A 24,467-nucleotide genomic window follows, 5' to 3' on the forward strand; every position below is an offset into this window, starting at 1 on the left:
ACAAGGTTGTCAGGCTCCGGAGGCGCAGATGGCCAGGCTCACCCGGCGGCAAGTGTTCGCCCTCGCCGGCGCTGCCGCGCTGCTCGCGTCGGCGCCGGACCTGGCGCACGCCGGTCAGCCCGCCTCGTCCGCGCCCGATCCGGTCGCCGCGACCTACCTGCGGGTCCTCCTCCGGCACACCCGCTGGGCCGAGCAGCAATTCGACCCTGCCGCCGGCATCTACCCGGCCCGCGACTTCACCTTCGCCGTAGTGCTCGGCAACGCCCTCCTGTTGACCCGCCCCGGCTACGACGCCGCCGTCGCCGGAGTCGACCGCGAAACGCTCCGCGCGCACACGCTCGCCACGATCAGCCACTTCGCCGCCTCCAACCGGCTCACCGGCGGAGCCGAATGGGGCCGGAGGCTCTTCTTCGACACCACGTTCCAGTCGTACTTCCAGCTCGCCGCGCGTCTGCTGTGGACAGACCTGGACGCTGTCACGCGACGGAACGTCGAGCGCATCGCCACCGAACAAGCCGCCTACACCGCCAGCCTCGGCACCGGCAACGACCCGGCCTCCGGCGACTGGACGCCGAACGGGCTGCGCGGCGGCTACGTCGGCGACACGAAACTCGAAGAAATGGGCGTCTACGCGCAATCCCTCGCGCCCGCGCTCGCCTGGGCGCCGCAGGATCCCCGCGCGCCGGAATGGCGCGCGGCGTTCGGCGCGTGGAGCCGCAACGAAGGCGGGCTGCCCGCCGCCGACCAGGCGAATCCCCGCCTGGTGGACGGAAAACCGGTCAGCGACAACACCGCCGCCAACCTGTACGACACGTTCCTGGTCGAGAACCACGGCTCGTTCGGCCCGCACTACCAGGAAGAACTCTGGCGCACCTCCGGCCGCAACGCGATGCACTTCCTGGCCGCTGGAACGCCGCTGCCCGAAGTCCTCACCGCGCAGCCGAACGGCGAACTGCTGTGGCGCACCATGCTCCTGATGACCAGCGACGCCGGCGAACCGCTCATGCCGATGGTCGCCGACCGCGAGCACCTTTACGGCCGCGACGCCATCCCGCTCGCCTTCCGCGCGCAAGTCCTCGGCGACCGCTTCGCCGCCTACGCGGAAGCGCAGTTGGCCGCCCGGCTGGAGCCATATCAGGCGTACCCGCCGGTCGACCGGATCACGAAGTTCTCCGGCGAACCGAAGTACGAACCGGAAGCGCGCGCCGAACTCGCCATCAGCTACTTGCTGCACGAGTGGCGCGCACAGCACGGCGGGCCGATCTCCCCAGTCGGCAAGGAAGAATTCGACACACGGGCCAGCGACGCCAAGGATTTCGGGCCCGGACCCGGCCTGCTCGCGCACCGCTCCCCAGCCGCCTGGGCCGCGACTGTCAGCAAACCGGGGTTCGTCAAATTCGCGTGGCAGCCCAACCATGACGACTGGCTGTTCGTCCTCGGCGGCGCCAACCCGATGCTGCTGCCCACCACCGACGTCCCGGTCCGGGAACGCCACACCACGGCGTACCGGAAGATCCGGGACGGATTCGACGGGACCGTCGGCGTACTCCGCTTCGACTCCGGCTACGCCGCGCTCGCGACCCTCCCGACCGGAACCGCGGTCTACGCCAGCACTGGCGTGGCGCCGGGCGAAGGCGTGCTCGACGTCTACAACCTGTCCATGCCCGGCATTCCGGGACTCGACGGCACCCGCGCTTACACGGCCGCCGAAGGCACCGTCACTCTCCAAGCACCGAGCGGCGCCCGCACCGACGACCTGGTCTTCGCTCCCACGACCGCGCGGCACGTCCGGATGCTCGGTGTCGAACCAGATCCGCAGTACGGCTATTCGCTCTGGTCCTTCGAGGTCCGCGACGGCGACGGCGCCGACCTGGCACCGGCTGGAACGGCTTCCGCTTCTTCCGCCTCCCCGGGCAAGGAGGCCAAGTACGCCACCGACGGCAACTCCTCGACCCGCTGGGCGGTGTCCACCTCGGACCGCCGACGCGCGGACAGCTGGCTGGCCGTCGATCTCGGCGCGCCCCGCCGCCTCGATCGCGTCCGGTTGAGCTGGGAAGCCGCCGCCGGACGGAAGTACCGGATCGAAACCTCCGCCGACGGCGCGTCGTGGACTCCGGTCGCGACCTACCCGACGCCCGCGCTGCGCAGCACCGGCGGCTGGCTGGACATCGACAGCCGGGCCGGACTAGTCGTCGCCGGCCCGAATCCGCTCACCGTGACGAACGACCGGGTGACCCTCTCCGACGGTCCCGCCGCGCCGTTGCTCGCCGAGCTGTATCCCGGCCGCGCCGACCTGCCGAAGCTGGCTGCCCGGCCGCGCGCCGCCGCGACCGGAATCCATGCCACCGTGACCGACGGATTCCTGTTCCTGGCCAACCTTTCCACCGCCGAGGCGACCGGAACCGTTGCGCTACCCCGAGATCGCCGGGAAATCCGCCTGTACCGCGGCGCGCAGACGGTCCGCTCGACCGGCACCGAAGCCGAATACGACCTGTCCCCCGCCGAAGCCCGGATCGAACCGCCGCGCTTCGCGCTCAGCGGAACCGTCCCCGCCGGATTGCGGGCCGTCGTGCACGACGCGAGCCGCGTCGAGCTGACCGGCCCGCCCGGCCCGCGACCGTTCCCGGTCACGGTGACCCCGGCCGGCGGGACCCCGCGAACCGTCGCCGTACCGCCCGGCCGCACCGTGCCGGTCGTCATCGGCGGAGTCCGCCCGTACCCGTTGGACGACCGTGCCCTGGGCGCCGTGACGTTCCCTGCCGAACCGCTGCCACCGGGCATGACCAGCCCGGACGCCGCGGTCGACGACAACGGGACGACTGCCTGGCAGCCCGGCCCCGACGGCCGGATGGTCGTGGACCTGGGCGCGGCCCTGCCGATCCGGACGGTCGAACTCGCCTGGACGCCCGGCCGCGTGCCGGGTGCCGTCCTGGAGACCAGTACCGACGGCCTCACTTACGCCGAGGCGGCCCGGCCGGACCGGAAACGCACGGTTTCGGTGCCCGTCTCCGGCCCGGTCCGCTATCTGGCCGTCCGCACCACGGACTGGCGCACCGCCGATGCCGCCCTGATCCGGGTCTCCGCCCGGACCTGACCGTCACACCGCCGACCCGGCCCAGCTGTCCGGCTGCGGCAACGCCAGCGTGTGCCCGGTCTGCTCGGCCTTCGCACGCAGGTACCGCACGTTGTTCTCGTTCGCGAAAACCCCAGTGCGCACCTGGTCGCGGACCGCGATGCCGTGCCGTTCGAGCTGCGCCGCCTTGTCCGGGTTGTTGGACAACAGGTCCAGCTGCCCGACGCCGAACACGCGGAGCATCTGCGCGGCCGCCGTGTAGTCGCGTGCGTCCTCGGGCAGGCCGAGCGCGGAGTTCGCGGCGTACGTGTCCAGGCCGGCGTCCTGCAACGCGTAGGCGTCGAGCTTGTTGTACAGCCCGATTCCCCGGCCTTCCTGTCGCAAGTAGACCAAGTACCCGCCTGCTTCGGCGATCCGTCCGACCGCCTCTTCCAGCTGGGGACCGCAGTCGCAGCGCGCCGAGCCGAAAACGTCGCCGGTGAGGCATTCCGAGTGCAGCCGCACGAGCGGCACCGGACCGGGTTTCCCCAGCACGAAGGCGAGATGTTCGAGCCCGTCGGACAACCCGGCGAAGGTGACCGCCTCCGCGTCGACCGCGGGCGCGGCCCCGAACCGGAGCGGGATCCGCACGCGCGTCCGCACCGAAGGAACTGTCGTCATCCAGCGACTCCTTTCCCCCTCGACCCGTTCCGACCTTACCCAAACCGGGCGCGGGAAACGCCGTCTCGGGGTGCGGCCGAGATCACGTAGGCTCGCGGGCATGGCCGAGAGCCCGGAATTGTTCGCCTCCGAAACCGACCCCGCCCAACTCGCCGACCTGCGTTCCCGCCTGCGCGCGACCCGCTGGCCGGACTCCCCGGAGGACGGCTGGGCGCAAGGCGTGGACCTGGACTACCTGCGCGAGCTGATCGGCTACTGGGCCGACGGGTTCGACTGGCCGGCCCAAGAAGCCGAGCTGAACCGGCTGCCGCGCTACCGGGTCCGGCTCGGCGATTCGCGCATCCACTTCGTCCATGCCCGTGCCGCCGCGCCGCCCGGCTCCGCGTTGCCCCTGATCCTCACCCACGGCTGGCCGGACTCGTTCTGGCGGTACACGAAAGTCATCCCGCTTCTCACTGACCCGGCCGCGCACGGCGGCGACCCGGCGGACGCGTTCGACGTGATCGTCCCCGACCTGCCCGGCTACGGCTACTCCGACCGGCCGGCGGCGAAAACCCCCGATTCGATCGCCGTCGCCGCCTTGTGGGCCGATCTGATGACCGCACTCGGCTACCCGCGCTTCGCCGCGGCGGGCGGCGACATCGGCAGCAGCGTCAGCCGTTTCCTGGCATTGAATTGCCCGGACCGGGTGGTGGCGGTGCATCGGATGGACGGCGGCCTGCCCGCTTTCGCCCCCGACGACCTCACGCCGGAAGAACGGGACTGGCTCGGCGAAGCCGCGGCCTGGGGCGCGGCCGAAGGGGCATACGCCGCTCTGCACCGCACCAAGCCGCAGACCGCCGCGGTGGGCCTGACGGACTCCCCCGCCGGCCTGGCCGCCTGGATCGTGGAAAAACTCCGCACCTGGAGCGACTGCGACGGCGACGTGGAAAACGCTTTCAGCAAAGACGAAATCCTCACCAACGTCACCATTTACTGGCTGACCGGCACCATCGGCTCCGCCATGCGGATGTACCGTGCCAACGGAGCGATTCCGCCGGAACAGTACGCCCGCCGCGTAGAGGTCCCGTCCGGTTTCTCGATCTTCCCCGCCGACCTGGTCCGAGCCCCGCGCAGCTGGCTGGACCGCATCGCCAACACGGTGCGGGCAACCGAACCAGAACGAGGCGGCCACTTCGCCCCCTTCGAACAACCTGAGCTGTACGCCCAAGAACTGCGCGATTTCTTCCGCCCTTACCGCACCACCTGAGAGCGACCGCGGACCCTCGCCCGAGCATCACCGCGGACCACGGGCCGCCGCCGACCCGTTCGAGCGGCCGGTACCGGCTGCCGATCAGCTGGTCCGCGCGCACCGACGCTCCCCTTGGAGCGACCCGACCCCGGTGAGGTAACTCGCAGTGACGAGACTGCGTCAGGTCCGGTGGCAGAACGCGGCCCGGACCGCGTCCCGGCCGCTGCGCGGCCATTGTGGACGGTCCGGTTCTGACTGCTCGTGACCGGGCCGGTCCCAGCCTCCGCGCTTCGCCCGCCGACCGGCCGTACGCCCGGCACGGACGGTGAGCTCGCGGGCTCGCCCACGGGGTGCTGCTCAGACACCCGGGTGAATCCGGCAGGGCGCGATTCGCACGCGGGCCGCCCGGGTACCTCTCCGGCGACGGCACCGCGGCCGTCGAAGGAGACCTCCATGCTCAGTCACCACGAGCGCGTCGAGCTGGACAAGATCGAGCGCTGGTTCGAGACCAGCGATCCCGAGCTGGCCGCTGCACTGCGCCGGGGCAAACCGGCGCAGTCCGCGGCACTGCTCACGGTCTTCGCTGTGCTGCTCGACCTTTCCGCCGCCGGTCTCTTCGTCGCGGGGCTGGTCAGCGGCAACCCGGTGCTGACCGTGTGCGCGGCTTTCGCCGCGGTAGGCGGGGTTTCGGCGCACTTGGCCCGCAGCCACGACCGCCACTGACCCGCGCTGCCTCGTCGGGCTTCGGCTGCCAGCCGAACCACACGCGGATGGGCGGTCAACGTCACCCGGCCGGTGCCGTGTTTGTCCCTTCCGGACCGCAGGCAGCTGCCGCCGCGTCCGGCGCGGCTGAAAATCCGCCCGGTTCCGGATGCGCACCCTCCCCGCCGCACCGCACACTGGTCCGGTGTCCGACTGGGTCCTGCACGTCGATCTCGACCAGTTCATCGCCGCCGTCGAGGTCTCGCGGCGGCCGGAGCTGCGCGGCCGTCCGGTGATCGTCGGCGGCAACGGCGACCCGGCCGAACGCGCCGTCGTCGCCACCGCCTCCTACGAGGCGCGCAAGTTCGGCATCGATTCCGGCATGCCGCTCCGGCTGGCCGCGAAACGCTGCCCGGACGCCGTTTTCCTGCCCGTCGACGCCCCGGCTTACCAGGAAGTATCCGAGCGCGTGATGGCCCGGCTGCGCGAGTTCCCGGTGGTCGTCGAGGTGCTCGGCTGGGACGAGGCGTTCCTCGGCGCGGGCGTCGACGACCCGGAAGCGCTGGCCGAGGACATCCGCCGCGGCGTCGCCGATGAGACCGGGCTGTCCTGTTCGGTCGGCATCGGCGACAACAAGCTCCGCGCCAAGCTCGCCACCGGTTTCGCGAAGCCGGCCGGCGTCTACCGGCTCACCCAGGCGAACTGGTGGGACGTGATGGCCGAGCGGCCCACCGACGCGTTGTGGGGCATCGGCCGCAAGACCGCGAAGAAGCTCGCCGAAGCCGGCTACCGCACCGTTCTCGACCTCGCCGGCGCGGATCCGGCCGCGCTGGCCGCGAAGTACGGCCCGCGGCTGGGCCCGTGGTATCGGCTGCTCGCCGGCGGCATCGGCGACGCCGAGGTCAGCGCGACCCCTTACGTGGCCCGTTCCCGAAGCAGGGAAACAACATTCCAGCAGGACCTGACCGATCCGGAAGCCATCGCCGCGGAGATCGAGACCCTCGCCGGACGCGTCTCCCGCGATGTCGCGGACGAGGGCCGCCCCGCGGCACGCGTCGCGGTGAAGGTGCGGTTCGCGCCGTTCCTGACGCACACCCACAGCGTGACGCTGCCCGCACCGTCGTCGGATCCGGCGGTGCTCGCCGCGGCCGCGCGAACCCTCTTGGACCGCTTCGACTTCGGCAAACCGGTGCGGTTGCTCGGGGTCCGCGCGGAGTTCCCGCGCGCTTGACAGGTCCGGACCTGCCTTGCCATGGTGGAAACCGACGCGCCCGCGGAGGCGCGGCTCCGGGCCGAGAGGCGCTGCGACGGGGATTCCCCGCCACGCTCGGCCTGCGAGAGTTCTCGATGAAGGGCGCCTCCTGTCCAGGAGGTGTGGTCAGTGTTTCGCTCAGAGCCGCCGGGCGAGATGCAGCGTCAGGTCGGCGACGACTTCGACGGTCTCCGGGAGAACGTCCCGGATCCGCTGGAAAACCCTTTCCCGCACCGGAATCGGCAGCATCAGGTAGGCCGAAACGGTGGACAGCCGGGCGACGTACTCGCCCGCGGGCACCGTCAGCCGCCGCGCGAGGACGACCTGGCGGACGTCGGCGAACAGCTCGGACCGGTCGAGCTCCGTGCCCGGCCACTGCAGCTCGTCACCGGCCGGCGTGCCGTCCGGCGACGGGATCTCGTCGCTTTCCGCAAACGGCGCGAGCGCGACTTGGATCGCTTGCGCCACAACGGGATCAGCCGGACGGGCCGGGCTGCCGAAGGAAGCGAACGTCCCGCCGGGCGCGAGCAGCGCGGCGATCCGCGGCCATCGCCGGTCCTCGTCTGTCCAGTGCAGCGCCGCGGCCGCGTACACCAGGTCGTGCCGCCGCTGCGACCGCAGATCCTCCAGCGCCGCTTCCCGCGTTTCGACGCCGGGCACCCGCTTGCGCAGTTCGGCGAGCATCGCCGGATCCGGGTCAGTCGCGGTGACCGCGATCCCCCGCGCCGCGAACAGCCTGGTCGCTTTCCCGGTGCCCGCACCGATTTCGAGGGCGGCCCGGACCGGCTTGCCCGCGTAGGCCAGCACCGTATCGGCTAGCTCGGCCGGATACCCCAGCCGGTACCGCTCGTACGACTCGGCCACCTGCCCGAAACTCAGCGCGCGCTCGCCCATGCCCGGCATTCTCGCCTGATCCGGTTCTGCCCGCCTCACCTTTCGGACGCCGCTCGCCGCGTCCGCGTTTCGCCCTGCTCGAAAAACCCGGAAAGCCCTGGAAAGGAACGCTCATGGCACCCGCCTCGCGCACTGTCGACGGTCTCGAATTCGCCGTCGCCGACCTGTCGCTCGCCGCGGCCGGACGCACCCAGCTCGACCTCGCCGAGCACGAGATGCCCGGACTGATGGCCATCCGCCGCGAATTCGCCCCGACTCAGCCGCTCAAGGGCGCGCGCATCGCCGGGTCGCTGCACCTGACCGTGCAGACCGCGGTGCTGATCGAAACCCTGGTAGCGCTCGGCGCGCAGGTGCGCTGGGTGTCCTGCAACATCTTCTCCACCCAGGACGAGGCCGCCGCGGCGGTCGTCGTCGGTCCGGACGGAACGCCAGAACACCCGGAAGGCACTCCGGTCTTCGCCTGGAAGGGCGAAACCCTCGAGGAATACTGGTGGTGCACCGACCAGCTGTTCCGCTTCCCCGGCGGCGAGGCGGCGAACATGATCCTGGACGACGGAGGCGACGCCACCCTGCTCGTCCACAAGGGAGCCGAGTTCGAAGCGGCCGGCGCGGTGCCCGCCCCGCACGAGGACGACCCGGAGGAGTACCGGATCATCCTGCGGACCCTGGCGGCCAGCCTCGCCGCCGATCCCCGGCGGTTCACCCGGATCGCCGCCGGCATGCGCGGAGTCACCGAAGAGACCACCAACGGCGTCAAGCGGCTCTACCAGCTCGCCGCCTCCGGCGCGCTGCTGTTCCCGGCGATGAACGTCAACGACTCGGTCACCAAGTCGAAATTCGACAACAAGTACGGGATCCGGCACTCGCTCCCGGACGGCCTCAACCGCGGCACCGACGTGATGATCGGCGGCAAGTTCGCCGTCGTGTGCGGATACGGCGACGTCGGCAAGGGAGCGGCCGAAGCACTGCGCGGGCAGGGCGCGCGGGTCGCGGTGACCGAGATCGACCCGATCTGCGCGCTGCAGGCGGCGATGGACGGGCTGGAGGTGGTCGAACTGGACGACGTCGTCGAGCGCGCGGACATTTTCCTGACCACCACCGGGAACTTCGGCATCATCTCGGCCGCGCAGATGTCCCGGATGAAGCATCAGGCGATCGTCGCGAACGTCGGCCACTTCGACAACGAGATCGACATGGCCGGCCTCGCGCGAATGCCCGGCGTGGTGAAGGCCGAGGTGAAGCCGCAGGTGCACACCTGGCGGTTCCCGGACGGGCACGCGATCATCGTGCTGTCCGAGGGCCGGCTGATGAACCTCGGCAACGCGACCGGGCACCCGTCGTTCGTGATGTCCGCGTCGTTCGCCAACCAGGTGCTCGCGCAGATCGAGCTGTTCGCCAAGCCAGGCGAGTACCCGACCGGCGTGCACCGGCTGCCGAAGCAGCTGGACGAGAAGGTCGCCCGGCTGCACCTCGACGCGCTGGGCGTGCGGCTGACGAAGCTGAGCAAGCAGCAGGCGGACTACCTCGGCGTCGATGTCGACGGTCCGTACAAACTGGACCACTACCGGTACTGACCGGGGACCGGATACCCCCGAACGGAGCAGCGACTGGTCCGAATGCCGCCGTTTCCGCCCGGGCCGGACGGGAGATCCGTGAAGGGCGCGCACCGACTGCCCGGCATCCGCCCGGCGGCGATCCACTGTTCGAAGGAGACCGCCTCGTGCTCGTTCTCGGAGTTATTCTGCTCGTCCTCGGATTCCTCTTCAGCATCCCGGTCCTCTGGACGATCGGGATCATCCTGGCCGTCGCCGGCGCGGTGCTGGCCGTGGCCGGGGCGACCGGCCGCCGGATCGGCGGCCGCGCGCATTGGTACTGATGCGAAAGGGAGTACCGGCACGAAAGGGGTCCTCCGGCTCCGAGGGGGAGGGAGAGCCGAAGGACCCCCGGTAGTGTTAGCACATCGCCAAGCAGCTTGTACACGGCCGCCTACCCGATCGGGTAGAGATCAGCGGCCGGGCGGGCCGCCGCACCCAGGGTCGACGAAGGTCAGGAAGCCTGGCGCAGCAACGGTTTCGCCGCCCCGGTGCAGGCGCAGTCCGCGTCCAGGGTGTGACAGTCGATGATCAGCCCGTGCCGGACCCGGTCGAGGTCGGTGCAGGACGGGTCGGTGCACTCGGCGAATCCGTGGTCCGGGTGCACCACCAGGGTGCCGTGACAGTGGTCGAGTTTGCTGGTGCAGAACGCGCACTCCATGCTCAGCCGCCTTCCGCTTCGGTGTTCGTGGCCGCCGGCCCCGAAACTCCCGGACCGGACGGCTCCTTGGTACCACTGGAAAAGCGGCGGCCCGGGAAAACCGGCGGCGTGTCGGCCCACTCGGTCCGGTGAACTGCGTGCAACCCCCTCACGCGGTGTGACGAACCGGGTTTCCGGACGACAGCGGCGAAATCGCGGTCAGGCGCTCTTCGACCGCCGGGCCGGTTTCTTCGCCGCCGGCTTCGCGTCTTCCGCCTTCGCTTCCTTGGTCTCCTCAGACTTCGCCGTCTTCGCCGTCTTCGCCGGGCGGCGGCTCTTCTTGGCCGCCGAGACGCTGGCCTCCAGAGCCGCCATCAGGTCGACGACCTCGGCCTTCTCCCCTTGCCGCGGCACGCGGGCGGTCTCGCCGCCGCCCGCCTTCGCCTCGATCATCGCCTCGAGCGCCTCGCGGTAGGCATCGGAGTACTTCTCCGGCTCGAACACCGGCTCGGACAGCGAGTCGATCAGCGAGCCCGCCATCGTCACCTCCTGCGGCCGGACCTGCGGCGGATCCTCGTGCAGGAACGGGAAATCCGGGACCCGGACCTCGTCGGCCCACAGCATGGTGGTCATCACCAGCACGTCGTCCACCACCCGCAGCAGCGCCAGGCTCTCCCGCTGGCGCACCGCGACCTTCGCGATCGCGACGTGGCTCGCCTTCTGCAGCGCGTCGCGCAGCACCACATACGGCTTCACCGCGTTCTTCTGCGGCTCCAGGTAGTAGCTGCGATCGAACCGGATCGGGTCGATCGACTCCAGCGGCACGAACTCCAGCACGTCGATCGCATGCTGCGTAGGCAGCGGCAGGTCGGCCAGGTCGGCGTCGGTGATCACGACCATCTCGCCGTCCGGCAGCTCGTAGCCCTTGGCGATGTCGGCGTAGGGCACCTCCTCGCCGTCGATCGAGCAGAACCGCTTGTACCGGATGCGCCCGCCGTCGGCGACGTGCACCTGGCGCAGCGACACGTTCTTGTTCTCGGTCGCCGCGTACAGCTGGATCGGGATGCTGACCAGCCCGAAGGACACCGAGCCCTTCCACATCGACCGCATGCCGCGCACCTCCGCCGCGTCGCCGGTACGTACTCACGCTCGGTGACCACCGTAGCCGCGATCGGCGCGTTGCGACAGTCGTCGCAGGTCGAGGGCGTTATCCGCACCGGGCGCGCAACCAGTTCCGGGCGGCGGCTTCCGGATCCGCGGACGGGAAGTCCGGCGGGATCGGGCTGTTGCCGCAGGCCCGGCCGGTCCGGTCCACCGCGACTGAGGTGGTGACGAGCAGCTTGGCGCCGTCGGCGAGCGGGTACACCTCGTTGCCGGTCGCGTACCCGGCGGTCGGCGCGCCGAAAACGGCGCTGCGGCCCAGTCCGCGCAGAGCGATCAGCGTCATCTCGCCCGAACTGCCGGTGTCTCGCGAGGTCAGGACGGCGATCGGCGGCTTGGGGCGGGACAACCGCACCGGATTGGTTTCCGCCTCTGCTGTGCCGTCCAGCAGAGCTTGACCGCCGCGGACGGACCAGGCCCTCGAAGCGATCCCCGGACCGGCGAACGAGCCGATGTCGCCGTCGCCGAGCAGCGGTGCCAGCACGGTCAGCATCGGCCACATGTCGCCGCCGGTGTTGCGACGCAAATCAACGATCCAGCCGCAGGACGCCTGCGCTTGCACCGACCGCAGCGCCGCGATGCCCGCGTCGAGATAACGCCGCTCCCCCGCCGGATCCGCGACGAAACCCGGGATTACGAGCGTCGCGATCGCGTCCGCCGCCCGGCTCCGCGGAACCGGGATCCCCGCCGGCGCGGGCGGCTGAGCCTGGCTCGGATCGAGCAGCACGGTATGCGGATTGCCGAGGTCCGCGATCGTCTTCCGGATCACCGGATAGGTCTGGCTCGGCACCAGAAATCCCTCCGTGGCCCGCACTGCGTCGGCTTCGGTGCGCGGCCAGTCCAGCCGCTCCCGGTCGATCGAGTGCGCGCGCAGCAGACGCAGCGCCCGCAGCAGATACGCCTGCGGACTAGCTGCGTCCGGCACCGGTCCTGGCGCGGCGGCGGCCAGCGCGCCGCCGAGCAGCGCCAGCACGGCGAGCGCCCTCCTCATCCCGGCGTGCCCGGGAAGTACGGGTTCTCGATCACCCCCACCAGGTTCCCGTCCGGAGCCCGCACCAGTGCGGTGCGTATCCCGCCGCCGAAGTCGGTCACCTTCGCGTGCTCGGTCGCGCCCTCCCCGAGCAGCCCGCGCACCGCCTCGTCCACGTCCGGCACGCCCCAGTACGTCACCGGGCCGTCGCCGTTCTCCGCCCGGCCCTGCGGATCCAGCGCCAGTTCGTAACCGTGCACGCTGAACCCGACATAGAACGGCTCGTCGAAGTAAGGCGCGATGCCGAGAACCCGGGTCCACCACTGCTTGGCGGCGGCCAGATCGTCGACCGGATACACGATCGTGCGCAGTCCCTCGAACATGTGTTCATCCTGGCATAGACTGGGTGCGTAGACCGAAACTTTTCGCGTTCCGCATATTTTTTCGCACCCCGCAACTTTCGCTGCTACGCTGGTCGCCGTGACCTCGACTGCACCAGTGGGCCTTCGCGAGCGCAAAAAACGAGCCGCGCGGCAGGCGCTGGCCCAAGCGGCACTGCGGATCGCCCTCGAACGGGGCGTCGACCAGCTGCGGGTCGAGGACATCGCGAACGAGGTGGGCGTCTCGGCGCGCACCTTCAACAACTATTTCTCGAGCAAGGAGGAGGCAGTCTGCTCGTTCATCGTCGAGCACCAGGAGCGCGTGCGGGAGGCGCTGCTGGCCCGGCCCGCTGACGAACCGCTGTGGGCGGCCGTGGTCAACGCCGCGGTCGACCGCTACGCCGAGGGCGACGGTCCCCAGCGCGAGGACGTGTGGCGGATGCGCGACATGATGCAGAACACCGCGCTGTTCAGCGAGATGCTGCGGGCGCACGCCACCGTCGAACGCGTGCTGTCCGAAGCCATCCTCGAGCGGGCGGGCAAGCAGGCAAATCCGTTGCACGCCCGGATGATGGCGAGCATTGTGCAAGGCGCCAGCCGCGTCGCCTTCGACACCTGGCTCAACGGGGCCGTCGAAGACGACTTCCTGCCGATCTTCACCGGTCTCCTGCGGGAGGCAGCAGCCGGGATGCCGGCACTCGCCGCGGCCGCCGCGGCGCGCTAGACCCGAACCGAACACTCTTCACCTGGGGGAGAAACCGACCGTGCTGGTCAAACTCATGCGCATGCACCTGCGCCCGTACCGGGGCGCGCTGTGGCTCGTCGTGCTGCTGCAGCTGGTGCAGACGATCGCCGGGCTGTACTTGCCCACGCTCAACGCCGACATCATCGACAGCGGCCTCGTCAAGGGCGACACCGGCTACATCATGCGGACCGGCGGCTTCATGCTGCTCGTCACGCTGGTGCAGATCGCCGGGTCGATCGGCGCGGTCTACTACGGCTCCCGGATCGCCGCCGCGGTGGGCCGCGACATCCGGGCCGGCGTCTTCCACCGGGTGCAGGACTTCTCCGCCCGGGAAATCGGCCGGTTCGGCACGCCGTCGCTGATCACCCGCACCACCAACGACGTCCAGCAGATCCAGCTGCTGACCGGGCTCACCTTCACGCTGATGGTGTCCGCGCCGATCATGTGCGTCGGCGGCGTGCTGCTCGCGCTGCAGCAGGACGTGCCGCTGTCCGGTCTGCTCGTGGTGATCGTTCCGGTGCTGGCCGTCGCCGTCATCACGCTGATCACCCGGATGCGCCCGGGCTTCCGGCTCATGCAGGAGCGCCTGGACAAGATCAACCAAGTGCTGCGCGAGCAGATCATGGGCGTGCGGGTGGTCCGCGCGTTCGTCCGCGACAGCCACGAGCGGGAACGCTTCGGCCACGCCAACGACGACCTGTACGCGGTGTCGATGCGGGTCGGCAGGCTGATGGCGCTGATGTTCCCGATCGTCATGCTGGTGATGAACGTGTCCACGGTCGCCGTGCTGTGGTTCGGCGGGCTGCGCGTGGACAGCGGCAGCATGCAGATCGGCGCGGTCACCGCGTTCATGGCCTACCTGCTGCAGATCCTCGCCTCGGTCATGATGGCCAGCTTCATGTTCATGATGGTGCCGCGCGCGGAGGTCAGCGCCGAGCGGATCGCCGAGGTGCTGGACACCGAGTCCAGCGTGCGCCCGCCAGTGCGGCCCAAACCGGCCGGCGCCGCGAACGGGCACCTGGACATCTCCGCGGTCGAGTTCCGCTACCCCGGTGCCGAAAGGCCGGTCCTGCAGGACGTGTCCCTGTTCGCCCGGCCCGGCGAGACCACCGCGATCATCGGCAGCACCGGCAGCGGGAAGACCACTCTGCTCAACCTGATCCCTCGGCTGATGGACGTCACCGCGGGCAGCGTCCGGGTGGACGGCGTCGACGTGCGCGAGCTCGATCCGGACGCGCTGTCGTCCGCGGTCGGCATGGTTCCGCAGAAGCCGTACCTGTTCTCCGGGACGGTCGCCAGCAACCTGCGCTACGGCAACCCCGAGGCCACCGACGAGCAGCTGTGGCATGCGCTGGAAGTAGCCCAGGGCAAGGACTTCGTCGAGCGGATGGAACAGGGCCTCGACTCCCCGATCGCGCAGGGCGGCACGAACGTCTCGGGCGGGCAGCGGCAGCGGCTCGCGATCGCCCGGATGCTGGTGCAGCGACCGGAGATCTACCTGTTCGACGACTCGTTCAGCGCACTCGACTACGCCACCGACGCGGCGCTGCGCCGCGCGCTGGCCGACGAAATCAACGACGCCACCGTCGTCATCGTCGCGCAGCGGGTCAGCACGATCCGCGGCGCGGACCGGATCATCGTGCTCGACGACGGCCGCGTCGTCGGCACCGGAACCCACCACGAGCTGATGGAAACCAACGAGACCTACCACGAGATCGTGCTTTCGCAGCTGACCGAGCAGGAGGCGGCGTGAGCGAGGAGACCAAGGCCCCGCCCGCTTCGCCGGGCGGCAAGGGCGCGATCGAACGGAAAAGCGCCGCGCGCAACGCGCATCAGCCCGCCGCGCGCGGACCCGAGCGGTTCATGTCCGGCGGGATGCCCGCGGAGAAGGCGCTCGACTTCAAGGGCTCGCTGTCGCGGCTGCTCCGGCTGCTGCGCCCGCAGCGGGTGATGCTGATCGCCGTGCTGGTGCTTGGCGCGGCCAGCGTCGCGCTGACCGTGATCGGCCCGAAGGTGCTGGCAAAGGCTACCGACGTGATGTTCGCCGGCGTGATCAGCCGCGACCTGCCCGCGGGGGCGACCAAGGAGCAGGTGATCGAGGGCCTGCGGGCACGCGGCAACAACACCCTGGCCGACACGTACAGCGCCATCGACCTCAACCCCGGGCACGGCATCGACTTCGCCGCGCTCGGCCAGGTGCTGATGATCGTGCTGGCGCTGTATGTGATCGCGTCGTTCTTCGGCGCGGTCCAAGCCCGGCTCACCACTTCCCTGGTGCAGGGCGCGGTGTTCCGGCTGCGCCAAGACGTCGAGGCGAAGTTCGCGCGGCTGCCGCTGCGCTACTTCGACCGCCAGCCGCGCGGCGAGGTGCTGAGCCGGGTCACCAACGACATCGACAACCTGGCGCAGTCGCTGCAGCAGACGCTGTCGCAGATCATCACGTCGCTGTTCACCGTCATCGGCGTGCTGGTGATGATGCTGCTGATCTCGCCGACGCTGGCGGTGGTCGTGATCGTGACGGTGCCGGCGTCGGTGTTCGTCGCGGCGAAGATCGGCAAGCGGGCGCAGCCGCAGTTCATCACCCAGTGGGGCACCACCGGCAAGCTCAACGCGCATGTCGAGGAGATGTACTCGGGCCACTCGCTGGTGCGCGTGTTCGGGCGGCGGGCCGATTCGGAAGCGATTTTCCGCGAGCACAACGAAGCGCTGTACCAGGCGAGTTTCAAAGCGTCGTTCATCTCCGGCACCATCCAGCCGGCGATGATGTTCATCGGCAACCTGAGCTACGTCCTGGTCGCCGTGGTCGGCGCGCTGCGGGTCGCCTCGGGTTCGCTGACCCTCGGCGACGTGCAGGCGTTCATCCAGTACTCGCGGCAGTTCAGCCAGCCGGTCACGCAGATCGCCAGCATGGCGAACCTGCTGCAGTCCGGGGTGGCCTCGGCGGAGCGGGTGTTCGCGCTGCTGGACGCCGCCGAGCAGGAGCCGGAACCGGAGCGGCCGCAGCGGCCCGCGGTCGTCCGCGGCCAGGTCGAGTTCGAGCACGTGTCGTTCCGCTACCTGGAGGACACGCCGCTGATCGAGGACCTGTCGCTGTCGGTCGAGCCCGGGCACACGGTCGCGATCGTCGGCCCGACCGGTGCGGGCAAGACCACGCTGGTCAATCTGCTGATGCGGTTCTACGAAATCGACGGCGGCCGGATCACTCTGGACGGCGTCGACATCAAGGCGATGAACCGGGAAGAACTGCGCGCGAAGACCGGCATGGTCCTGCAGGACGCCTGGCTGTTCGGCGGCACCATCGCGGAGAACATCGCCTACGGCGCGGACAACGTGACTCGCGAACAGGTCATCGAGGCCGCGAGGGCGACCTACGTGGACCGCTTCGTGCGCACCCTGCCAGACGGCTACGACACGGTCCTGGACGACGAGGGCGGCACGGTCAGCACCGGCGAGAAGCAGCTGATCACCGTCGCCCGTGCCTTCCTGGCCAAGCCCGCGATCCTGATCCTGGACGAGGCCACCAGTTCGGTCGACACCCGCACCGAGGTACTGATCCAGAACGCGATGAACTCGCTGCGCTCCGGCCGCACGAGCTTCGTGATCGCGCACCGCCTGTCCACGATCCGCGACGCGGACGTCATCCTGGTGATGGAGAACGGCAACATCGTCGAACAGGGCAACCACGAAACCCTGATCAACGCGGGCGGCGCCTACTCGCGGCTCTACGCCGCCCAGTTCGCCGAGGCGATGGCGGAGACGGAGTAGTCCCGGAGCCGATCACGCCGCCGCTGTCGTTCCTCTCCCCGTGCGGCGGCGTCCCCTCGGAGACGCACGTTCCGTGAAGGACCCCTTGAGGGACTCAGATTCCCGCAAGGGGCCCTTCACGGCCGGAAGACGCCACGGACCTGCCCAAACCGGGGCAGGGCGGCTAACCCCCGCCCCGCCACCTCGGTCTGCAGCGCCGACCGGACGGCTCAGGCTTCGGGACGGCAACACGGCATTCCCCGCGAAGCCCCCGACCGCGAAAACTCACCGCACCGGACCCCCGAGCACCCCGCCGTCAAGGCAGGGGAAGGTTCCGCAGATTGGACTTCGCCAGCTCCAGCATCTTCCCCACCCCGCCGCTCAACACCGTCTTGCTGGCCGCCAGCGCAAACCCCCGGACCTGCGCCGCGGTGATATTCGGCGGGATCGACAACGCGTTCGGGTCCGTGACCACATCGAGCACCGCCGGGCCGTCGTGCGCCAGAATCTCCCGGATCCCGTCCCGCACCTCCCCCGGCTTCTCCACCCGCCGCGCGTGCAGCCCCGCCGCCCGGGCGATCCCCGCGAAGTCCACCTGATCGTGATCGGTGCCGAACTCCGGCAACCCGTCCACGAGCATCTCCAGCTTCACCATCCCGAGCGACGAGTTGTTGAACACCACCGCCTTCACCGGCAGCGCGTGCGTCTTCAACGTCAGCAACTCCCCCATCAGCATCGCCAGCCCGCCGTCCCCGCACATCGCGACGACCTGCCGCCCCGGCGCGGCGGCCTGCGCGCCGATCGCGTGCGGCAACGCGTTCGCCATGCTCCCGTGCACGAACGACCCGAGGATCCGCCGCCGTCCGTTCGGCGAGATGTACCGCGCCGCCCACACGTTGCACATGCCGGTGTCCACAGTGAACACCGCGTCGCCGGCGGCCTCCTCGTCCAGCACATCCGCGACGAACTCCGGATGCAACGGGACGTGCTTGGCCACCTCGCGGGTGTACGCGTCGACCACGCGCTGCAGTCCGCGCTCGTGCTTGTGCAGCATGGAATGCAGGAACGAGTGGTCATCCCGCGAGCGCAGCATCGGCAGCACCGCCCGCACCGTGGCCCCGACGTCGCCCTGCACACCGAATTCCAGCACTGACCGGCGGCCCATCCGCGCCGGGTCGATGTCCACCTGCACGGTATTGCGCTGCGGCAGGAACGTGTCGTACGGGAAGTCGGTGCCGAGCAGCAGCACGAGGTCGGCAGCGTGCATCGCGTCGTAGCAGGCGCCGTAGCCGAGCAGGCCGCTCATCCCGACGTCGTAGGGGTTGTCGTACTGGATGAATTCCTTGCCCCGCAACGAATGCCCGACCGGCGCTCCGGTCGCGGCGGCGAGCGCGAGCACCTCGTCGTGCGCGTCGCGGCAGCCCGCCCCCGCCATGATCATCACCTTCTCCGCCCGGTTGATCCGGTCGGCGAGCCGGGCGATATCGGCCTCGGCGGGCACCACGGCGGGCGCGCTGCCCAGCGACGCGGACTCGCCGGTCGGGTGCGCGGCGGTTTCGTGCGACACGTCGCCGGGCAGCACCAGGACCGCTGCCCCGCGCCGGCCGACCGCGTTCTGCACCGCGATCCGCGCGAGCCTCGGCATCTGCTCGGGAGAGCTGACCAGCTCGCAGTAGTGCGAGCATTCCGCGAACAGCTGCTGCGGATGCGTCTCCTGGAAGAAGCCGGTGCCGATCTGCGTCGACGGGATGTGCGAGGCGATCGCGAGCACCGGGGCGCCGGAACGGTGCGCGTCGTAGATCCCCTGCAGCAGGTGCAGGTTGCCCGGCCCGCAGCTGCCCGCGCACACCGCGAGCCGCCCGGTCAGCTGCGCCTCGGCGGCAGCGGCGAACGCGCCCGCCTCCTCGTTGCGCACGTGCACCCAGTCGATCCCGCCCCGCGCGGACCCGCCGGTGCGCCGCACCGCGTCCACGACGGGGTTGAGGCTGTCGCCCACCACCCCGTAGATCCGGCGTACGCCGGACTGCACGAGAACGTCGATCAACTGGTCGGCCACGGTTGCCATGCGTCTGCGTCCCTTCGTCGAGCCTGTTGCGCAGTCTGGCGCCGATCGCCGGAACCGCCCACCGGATTGACAACTAATCTTGTCAATGGCACCGTGAACCCGACCGGCCCGGAGGAGGAGCCCGCAGATGCCCGGTGAATTCGAGGTGCGCAAGGAGATCTCGCTGCCCGCCGATCCCTCGGCGGTCTGGGACGCGGTGGCCTCCGGGCCCGGCATCGATTCCTGGTTCATGGGCAGGCACGAAGTGGACGCCGTGGCCAAGCGGGTCCGGTTCCGGCTCGGCGAGCTGAGCACCGAAGCCCGGATCACCGCCTGGGACCCGCCGCACCGGTTCGCCTACCGCGGCCCGGCGGCCGAGGACGGCACATTCGACGCGATGGAGTTCCTGGTCGAAGCGGCCGAGGGCGGCACATCCGTGCTGCGCTTCATGCATCGCGGGTTCGCCGCGGACGGCTGGGAAGACGAGTACCACGAGTCGTTCGGCGCCGGCTGGGAAATGTACCTGCACACGCTCGGGGAGCTGTTGCGACACTTCCGCGGCCGCTACGCCGCCTACGTGACCGCCGACGGCCCAGCGTCCTCAGCCCGCCCGGACGCCTGGCCGAAGCTGCTCGCGGCGCTGCGCCTGCCCGAGCCGGCAACCGGCCAAGAGGTCCGGTTCGCCTTCGGCGGCAACGAAATCGCCGGTGTCCTCGACTACTCGACCCGGCATTACGCCGGGATCCGCACCTCGGACGCGCTGTACCGGTTCCACGAGCGATCACTGCTCGGGATGCCGATCGCGGTCGGGCATCACCTGTTTCGCGCCGTGGACGAACCGGCCGAGACAGCCGGCTGGCGCGACTGGCTCGCCGACGCGCTCAGCTGAGCTCAGCGACGCCGCACCAGCACCGCGATCCCGCCGAGCGCAGCCACCGCGCCGGCGACGACATTGCCGATCGTCGCCCCGGTCGACGGGACTGTCTCGCCGCCGTAGCGCAGCACGAACGGCGACACCGCCGCCCATCCGCCGAGCACCGGCAGAACCCAGGTCAGTGTCGAGTTCCGGGTGCTGATCGACGCGAACACCACGATGGCCAGCCCGGCCACCGTGTTGCTCACCGCTAGTTCGGCCGCGCCGCCGAAGCGGGCCAGCCAAGGCGCGGCGATCAGATACAGACCGGCCAGAACGGCCAATCCCGCCGCGCCGCCGACGGTCGCGGTCTTGCCGGACATGGTGCTGCCGGACATCGGGTCATCACCTCACCAGAGCTCGGGTCCAGCTGCCGGGTACCCGAGATCGGCACCGGGAATCACTTCCCGGCGGCAGCGCTCGCCTCGCGCAGCCCCCGCCGCACCGGCACTTCGATGCCGGACACCGCGAACGCCCGCAGCACCAGCGGTCCGGTCGCCACGATCGACAGCGCCGGCCGCGCGCGGCGCGTCTCCTCGATCGCACGCAGCCCGGCACAGCTGAGATAGCCGACCCGCGACAGGTCCACCACCAGCTTCTCGCCGACCCCGCATGCGTGGCTCAGCGCGGCCCGGAACTCCGCTACCGACGCGACGTCGATCTCCCCCGCGGCGGTCACCAGCACGACGTCGTCCCGCTTGCTGGTGAAGACGGTGAGGCCGGCACCGCCGCGAGAAGAACGCATTCGGGGGACGGTACGCGGTCGCGCGGCCGCGGCAAACCGTCCGGCACCCTCCGGGTGGGCCGCCTCACCCGCCCGTCACCTCACAGCAGCGCGAGCAGTTTCTCCTGGAGTTCCGGCTGGCCGGCGAGCCCTTCCCGGACCAGCCGCTCGGTCCTCGGCCGCATCCACTCGCCGGGAGCGAGCGACCAGTCGAGCGCGCCCAGCGGCGGCTGCGGGTCGTATTCGACGCCGAACTGGACCAACCGCGCCACGTCCGGCCCGGCCAAGCGCTCCACCAGGTGCAATGCCAGGTCGATCCCCGCCGAGACACCGGCCGCGGTGATCACCTCGCCAGTGTCGACCCACCGCTCCCGGACCGGCTTCGCGCCGAACGCGCGCAGTGCCTCCAGGAACGTCCAGTGGGTGGTGGCCTCGCGCCCATCGAGCAGCCCGGCCTGGCCGAGCAGGAGCGAACCCGTGCACACGGACGTCATCAGCTCAGCGCTGGCCGCCGCCCGCCGGAGGTAGCCGACGAGCGCCGGGTCGCCGAGCGCCCGCAAGGTCGGCGCCCCGCCGCCGGGGACCACGACCCACGACGGATCCGGAATTTCCGCGAAGGTGTGGCTCGGCGCGATCCGCAGCGGCGTGTCGGTCCCGACCGTCGCGGGTTCCGCGCCCACCACCGCCACCCGCACCGACGGCTCGGCCTCGGCGAAGGCGGAGAGCACCTGAAGCGGCCCGACCAGGTCCAAAATCGTCAATCCTGGGTACACCACGAAGGCGAACGTCTTCTGGGTCATGCCCGCACCGTCCCGCGCCCGCTCGGCCGACGGGACTCGCGTGTCCGAAATCCTGCGAACCCTGTTAATCGGCCGGTCGACCTGCTACCGTGCCGGGCATGCCGAGTCCCGCCCGGCAGGTCGTGATCCTCGGGTACCCCGACGCGGAACTGCTCGACATCGCCTGCGTGTCCGACGTGTTCGACGCCGCGACCCGGCTCGGCGCGGCCCGGCCTTACGACGTCCGGCTGGCCACCGTCGAAGGGCGCCCGTTCGCCTGCCAGTCCGGCCTTGCCCTCGCCCCGCACCTGCGGCTGGACCAGGTCCGCGGGCCGATCGACACGTTCGTCGTCGCGGGCGGCATCGGCCACCGCGCCGCCGCCAGGGACGAACGGCTGCTCGCCCACACCCGCCGGCTGTCGCAGCTGAGCAGGCGCACCGCGTCGGTCTGCACCGGGTCGTCCGTTCTCGCCGCCGCCGGTCTGCTGAGCGGCCGCCGCGCGACCACGCACTGGGCGCACGCGGCCCGGCTCGCCGAGGAGTACCCGTCGGTGACGGTGGATCCGGTGCCGCTCTTCGTCCGCCACGGCGACATTTACACCTCCGCCGGCGTCACCAGCGGTCTCGATCTCACCCTGGCTTTCGTCGAGGAGGACCACGGCCCGACCCTCGCCCGCGAAGCCGCCCGCTCGCTCGTCACCTACCTGCAGCGGCCCGGCAACCAGGCGCAGGTGAGCATGTTCCTGTCCGGACCGCCGCCGGAGCACCGCCAGGTCCGCGACCTCACCGCCTACGTCGCCGAGCACCTCGCCGACGACCTCGGCACCCCGGCGCTGGCGGCCAAGGCCGGGATCAGCACCCGCCAGCTGACCCGGCTGTTCGACGCGCATCTCGGCACCACGCCGGGAAAATACGTGCGGACCGTCCGCGCTGAACACGCCGCCCGGCTGCTGTCCGGCACCGATCTGCCGCTCACCGCGGTCGCCCGCCGCTGCGGCTTCGGCTCCACCGAAACGCTGCGCCAGGCGTTCCTGGACCATTTCGACACGCCGCCGTCCGCGTACCGGCGGGTGCACCTGCGCTCCGCGCACGCCTGAACGAAACGCCGGGTACGCCCGTCTCCTCCCCCACCCGGTACCGGCGAACCCCGGACCGGGAGGGCAGGATGTCCGCCGTGGCACCGCGCGACTACTCCGACGACGACACCGGCCCCTTGTCCCGGGTTCCGGGCGAACCGCCTGTGTCCCCGTCCGATTCCGCGCCGCCACGCCCGCGTCCGGACCAGTCGCGGCGCCCTCGCCGCCCGGACGCGGCGCGGCAGTCCGAGCGCACCGGCGAGCCGCGCCTTCCCCGCGCCGACGACTCCGGCGTCGCTTGGCCCGCCGCGGACGAGAAGCCCGCTCCCCCTCGGCGGGCAGCGCCGCCCCGCGCTCAGCGCAGCGACGGACGAGCCGGTAACCGCCGTGCGACCCCCGGCTCCGGGCAGTCCGGCGAGCTGCGCCTGCCCTCCGCCGCCCGTGCTCCGCGAGACACCGCGAACCCGCGCAGGAGCACGCAATCCGACGAACTGCGCGTGCCGCCCCGTCCTGGCGGCCCCCCGCCCCCGACCGCCCGCCGTCGCCCGCCGAGCCAGCCGAAGCAGTCCGAAAAGGACGCTTCGGCCACGGATGACCCGATGGGCCATGGACACGGACATGGCCACGGACATGGCCCGGCCGCCCCGGCGTCGCAACGGGTCCGCAAGCTGCTCGTCTGGTTGCTGGCCCCGCTTGCCGTCCTGACCGTCGTCGGCATGGCGGTCCTCTACCCGTGGGGCACCTCCCTGCCGACCAGCACCGTCCCGCAGGGCACTCCGGTGCAGGCGACGATCACGACCGCCACCTCCGGTCCGTGCCTGCAGCAGGGCCAGGTCCAGGTCGGTTCGCAGCCGGACCCGAACGCCAAGCCGTGCCTCACCGCCGATCTGCAGATGACCGACGGCGCGGCCACCGGGAAACCGATCCGGCTCACCGTCCCGATCGAACCCGGCACCCCGCGGTTCTCCGCCGGCGACAAGGTCGTCCTCGCCTACAACGGCGGCAACCCGGCCGATCCGCAGTCCTACGTCCTGGTCGACTTCCAGCGCGGCACGCCGCTGGTGCTGCTTGCCGCCCTGTTCGCCGTCGCGGTGCTCGTGCTGGGCCGCTGGCAGGGCCTGGCCGCGCTCGTCGCGCTGGGCCTGAGCTTCGTGGTGATCGTCCTGTTCGTGCTGCCCGCGATCCTGGCCGGCGAGAATCCGCTGCTGGTCGCGATCGCCGGCGCGGGCGCGATCATGTTCATCGCGCTGTACCTGACCCACGGGCTGACCGCGAGAACCTCGGTCGCGGTGCTCGGCACCCTGGTCAGCCTCGCGCTGATCGGGATCCTGTCCGCGATCTTCTCCGCCGCCGCGTCGCTGACCGGTCTCGACGAGGGCACCACGACGCTCATCTCCTCGCTCGGCCACGGCATCGACGCCCGCGGGCTGTTGCTGGCCGGGATCGTGATCGGCGCGCTGGGCGTGCTGGACGACGTCACGATCACCCAGACCAGCGCGGTCTGGGAGCTGCGGCGCGCGAACCCGGCGCTCGGCTGGCGCGAGCTGTACCGCTCCGGTCTGCGGATCGGCCGGGACCACGTCGGCTCCGCGGTGAACACGCTGGTGATGGCCTACGCGGGCGCCGCGCTCCCGGTGATGCTGTACTCGGCGATCTCCGGCGTCGGCCTCGGCGCGCTTCTCGGCAGCGAGGACATCGCCGCGGAAATCATCCGGACTCTGGCCGGTTCGGTCGGCATCGTCGCGGCCGTCCCGGTCACCACCGTGCTGGCCGCCCTGATCGCCGCACGCGAGCCGGTGGACCACCTCCTCAGCACCACGAACCTCGCTGAGACACACGAGTAACACCCGGCATCCCCCGGCACGGGCGGACACCGCGCGGGCGGCT

General features: G+C 70.8%; 22 protein-coding genes and 1 riboswitch. Of the genes, 12 read left to right on the top strand and 10 right to left on the bottom strand.

Annotated elements, in window-relative coordinates:
- Positions 1-28 precede the first annotated feature (28 nt).
- A complete protein-coding gene (locus tag AMYBE_RS0114685) occupies positions 29-3,094 on the top strand; it encodes a discoidin domain-containing protein (protein WP_020660150.1) in 3,066 nt (1,021 codons plus the stop codon).
- A 3-nt stretch (positions 3,095-3,097) separates the two neighbouring features.
- On the opposite strand, the gene AMYBE_RS0114690 is transcribed toward AMYBE_RS0114685, so the two are convergent.
- Positions 3,098-3,733: a GTP cyclohydrolase II gene (locus AMYBE_RS0114690; RefSeq protein ID WP_020660151.1), complete on the bottom strand. Its 636-nt coding sequence runs from the start codon at positions 3,731-3,733 to the stop codon at positions 3,098-3,100.
- A gap of 100 nt (positions 3,734-3,833) precedes the next feature.
- On the opposite strand from AMYBE_RS0114690, the gene AMYBE_RS0114695 reads away from it, so the two are divergent.
- The 3 genes from AMYBE_RS0114695 to AMYBE_RS0114705 all read left to right on the top strand — a co-directional run bounded on the left by AMYBE_RS0114695 (position 3,834) and on the right by AMYBE_RS0114705 (position 6,897).
- Positions 3,834-4,982 carry an epoxide hydrolase family protein gene (locus tag AMYBE_RS0114695; protein WP_020660152.1) on the top strand — a complete coding sequence of 383 codons (1,149 nt, stop codon included), beginning with the start codon at positions 3,834-3,836 and terminating at the stop codon, positions 4,980-4,982.
- 435 nt (positions 4,983-5,417) lie between these two features.
- A complete protein-coding gene (locus tag AMYBE_RS0114700; RefSeq protein ID WP_020660153.1) occupies positions 5,418-5,687 on the top strand; it encodes a DUF3040 domain-containing protein in 270 nt (89 codons plus the stop codon).
- Positions 5,688-5,835: 148 nt separating this feature from the next.
- On the top strand, positions 5,836-6,897 hold the full coding sequence (locus AMYBE_RS0114705; protein ID WP_051124699.1) for a DNA polymerase IV: 1,062 nt from the start codon (positions 5,836-5,838) through the stop codon (positions 6,895-6,897).
- A gap of 57 nt (positions 6,898-6,954) precedes the next feature.
- A riboswitch (S-adenosyl-L-homocysteine riboswitch) is annotated at positions 6,955-7,033 on the top strand.
- Positions 7,034-7,056: 23 nt separating this feature from the next.
- On the opposite strand, the gene AMYBE_RS0114710 is transcribed toward AMYBE_RS0114705, so the two are convergent.
- A complete protein-coding gene (locus tag AMYBE_RS0114710) occupies positions 7,057-7,812 on the bottom strand; it encodes a class I SAM-dependent methyltransferase (protein ID WP_034288596.1) in 756 nt (251 codons plus the stop codon).
- 113 nt (positions 7,813-7,925) lie between these two features.
- Here AMYBE_RS0114710 and ahcY point away from each other — a divergent pair, with 113 nt between their 5' ends.
- Together ahcY and AMYBE_RS44860 are read left to right on the top strand one after the other, a co-directional pair.
- Positions 7,926-9,386 carry an adenosylhomocysteinase gene (gene ahcY / locus AMYBE_RS0114715; protein WP_020660156.1) on the top strand — a complete coding sequence of 487 codons (1,461 nt, stop codon included), beginning with the start codon at positions 7,926-7,928 and terminating at the stop codon, positions 9,384-9,386.
- Between the two features lie 146 nt (positions 9,387-9,532).
- On the top strand, positions 9,533-9,688 hold the full coding sequence (locus tag AMYBE_RS44860) for a DUF6131 family protein (protein WP_020660157.1): 156 nt from the start codon (positions 9,533-9,535) through the stop codon (positions 9,686-9,688).
- 170 nt (positions 9,689-9,858) lie between these two features.
- Here the strand turns inward: AMYBE_RS44860 and AMYBE_RS0114725 are convergent, their stop codons facing one another.
- The 4 genes from AMYBE_RS0114725 to AMYBE_RS0114740 all read right to left on the bottom strand — a co-directional run bounded on the left by AMYBE_RS0114725 (position 9,859) and on the right by AMYBE_RS0114740 (position 12,558).
- Positions 9,859-10,065, bottom strand: coding sequence for a hypothetical protein (locus tag AMYBE_RS0114725; protein WP_020660158.1), 207 nt, complete (start codon positions 10,063-10,065; stop codon positions 9,859-9,861).
- Between the two features lie 198 nt (positions 10,066-10,263).
- On the bottom strand, positions 10,264-11,154 hold the full coding sequence (gene ku, locus AMYBE_RS0114730; RefSeq protein ID WP_020660159.1) for a non-homologous end joining protein Ku: 891 nt from the start codon (positions 11,152-11,154) through the stop codon (positions 10,264-10,266).
- Positions 11,155-11,251: 97 nt separating this feature from the next.
- A complete protein-coding gene (locus AMYBE_RS41715) occupies positions 11,252-12,196 on the bottom strand; it encodes a S41 family peptidase (RefSeq protein WP_084470008.1) in 945 nt (314 codons plus the stop codon).
- Positions 12,193-12,558 carry a VOC family protein gene (locus AMYBE_RS0114740; RefSeq protein WP_020660161.1) on the bottom strand — a complete coding sequence of 122 codons (366 nt, stop codon included), beginning with the start codon at positions 12,556-12,558 and terminating at the stop codon, positions 12,193-12,195. The genes AMYBE_RS41715 and AMYBE_RS0114740 overlap by 4 nt, the downstream gene beginning before the upstream one ends.
- Before the next feature lie 97 nt (positions 12,559-12,655).
- Here AMYBE_RS0114740 and AMYBE_RS0114745 point away from each other — a divergent pair, with 97 nt between their 5' ends.
- The 3 genes from AMYBE_RS0114745 to AMYBE_RS0114755 all read left to right on the top strand — a co-directional run bounded on the left by AMYBE_RS0114745 (position 12,656) and on the right by AMYBE_RS0114755 (position 17,065).
- Positions 12,656-13,279: a TetR/AcrR family transcriptional regulator gene (locus tag AMYBE_RS0114745; protein WP_034286999.1), complete on the top strand. Its 624-nt coding sequence runs from the start codon at positions 12,656-12,658 to the stop codon at positions 13,277-13,279.
- Positions 13,280-13,319: 40 nt separating this feature from the next.
- A complete protein-coding gene (locus tag AMYBE_RS0114750; protein ID WP_020660163.1) occupies positions 13,320-15,053 on the top strand; it encodes an ABC transporter ATP-binding protein in 1,734 nt (577 codons plus the stop codon).
- 110 nt (positions 15,054-15,163) lie between these two features.
- Entirely contained in the window at positions 15,164-17,065 is a 1,902-nt protein-coding gene (locus AMYBE_RS0114755) for an ABC transporter ATP-binding protein (RefSeq protein ID WP_169515327.1), read from the top strand.
- Between the two features lie 295 nt (positions 17,066-17,360).
- On the opposite strand, the gene AMYBE_RS0114760 is transcribed toward AMYBE_RS0114755, so the two are convergent.
- Positions 17,361-19,109: a pyruvate dehydrogenase gene (locus AMYBE_RS0114760; protein WP_020660165.1), complete on the bottom strand. Its 1,749-nt coding sequence runs from the start codon at positions 19,107-19,109 to the stop codon at positions 17,361-17,363.
- A 127-nt stretch (positions 19,110-19,236) separates the two neighbouring features.
- Here AMYBE_RS0114760 and AMYBE_RS0114765 point away from each other — a divergent pair, with 127 nt between their 5' ends.
- Positions 19,237-19,977 (top strand): SRPBCC family protein, encoded by a 741-nt coding sequence (locus AMYBE_RS0114765; protein WP_020660166.1) that lies wholly within the window; start codon positions 19,237-19,239, stop codon positions 19,975-19,977.
- 2 nt (positions 19,978-19,979) lie between these two features.
- On the opposite strand, the gene AMYBE_RS0114770 is transcribed toward AMYBE_RS0114765, so the two are convergent.
- The 3 genes from AMYBE_RS0114770 to AMYBE_RS0114780 all read right to left on the bottom strand — a co-directional run bounded on the left by AMYBE_RS0114770 (position 19,980) and on the right by AMYBE_RS0114780 (position 21,525).
- Entirely contained in the window at positions 19,980-20,339 is a 360-nt protein-coding gene (locus tag AMYBE_RS0114770; protein WP_020660167.1) for an SPW repeat domain-containing protein, read from the bottom strand.
- Between the two features lie 62 nt (positions 20,340-20,401).
- Entirely contained in the window at positions 20,402-20,746 is a 345-nt protein-coding gene (locus tag AMYBE_RS0114775) for an STAS domain-containing protein (RefSeq protein ID WP_020660168.1), read from the bottom strand.
- Positions 20,747-20,826: 80 nt separating this feature from the next.
- Positions 20,827-21,525: a DJ-1/PfpI family protein gene (locus AMYBE_RS0114780; protein ID WP_020660169.1), complete on the bottom strand. Its 699-nt coding sequence runs from the start codon at positions 21,523-21,525 to the stop codon at positions 20,827-20,829.
- A gap of 98 nt (positions 21,526-21,623) precedes the next feature.
- Between AMYBE_RS0114780 and AMYBE_RS0114785 the strand changes: the two genes are divergently transcribed.
- Both AMYBE_RS0114785 and AMYBE_RS45440 read left to right on the top strand, forming a co-directional pair.
- The gene (locus AMYBE_RS0114785) at positions 21,624-22,601 is read left to right on the top strand and encodes a GlxA family transcriptional regulator (RefSeq protein WP_020660170.1); all 978 of its coding nucleotides are present in this window, start codon (positions 21,624-21,626) and stop codon (positions 22,599-22,601) included.
- A 578-nt stretch (positions 22,602-23,179) separates the two neighbouring features.
- On the top strand, positions 23,180-24,424 hold the full coding sequence (locus AMYBE_RS45440) for a YibE/F family protein (RefSeq protein ID WP_020660171.1): 1,245 nt from the start codon (positions 23,180-23,182) through the stop codon (positions 24,422-24,424).
- The last annotated feature ends 43 nt before the right edge of the window (positions 24,425-24,467 follow it).

The organism is Amycolatopsis benzoatilytica AK 16/65 (assembly GCF_000383915.1).
Classification (GTDB): Bacteria; Actinomycetota; Actinomycetes; order Mycobacteriales; family Pseudonocardiaceae; genus Amycolatopsis; species Amycolatopsis benzoatilytica.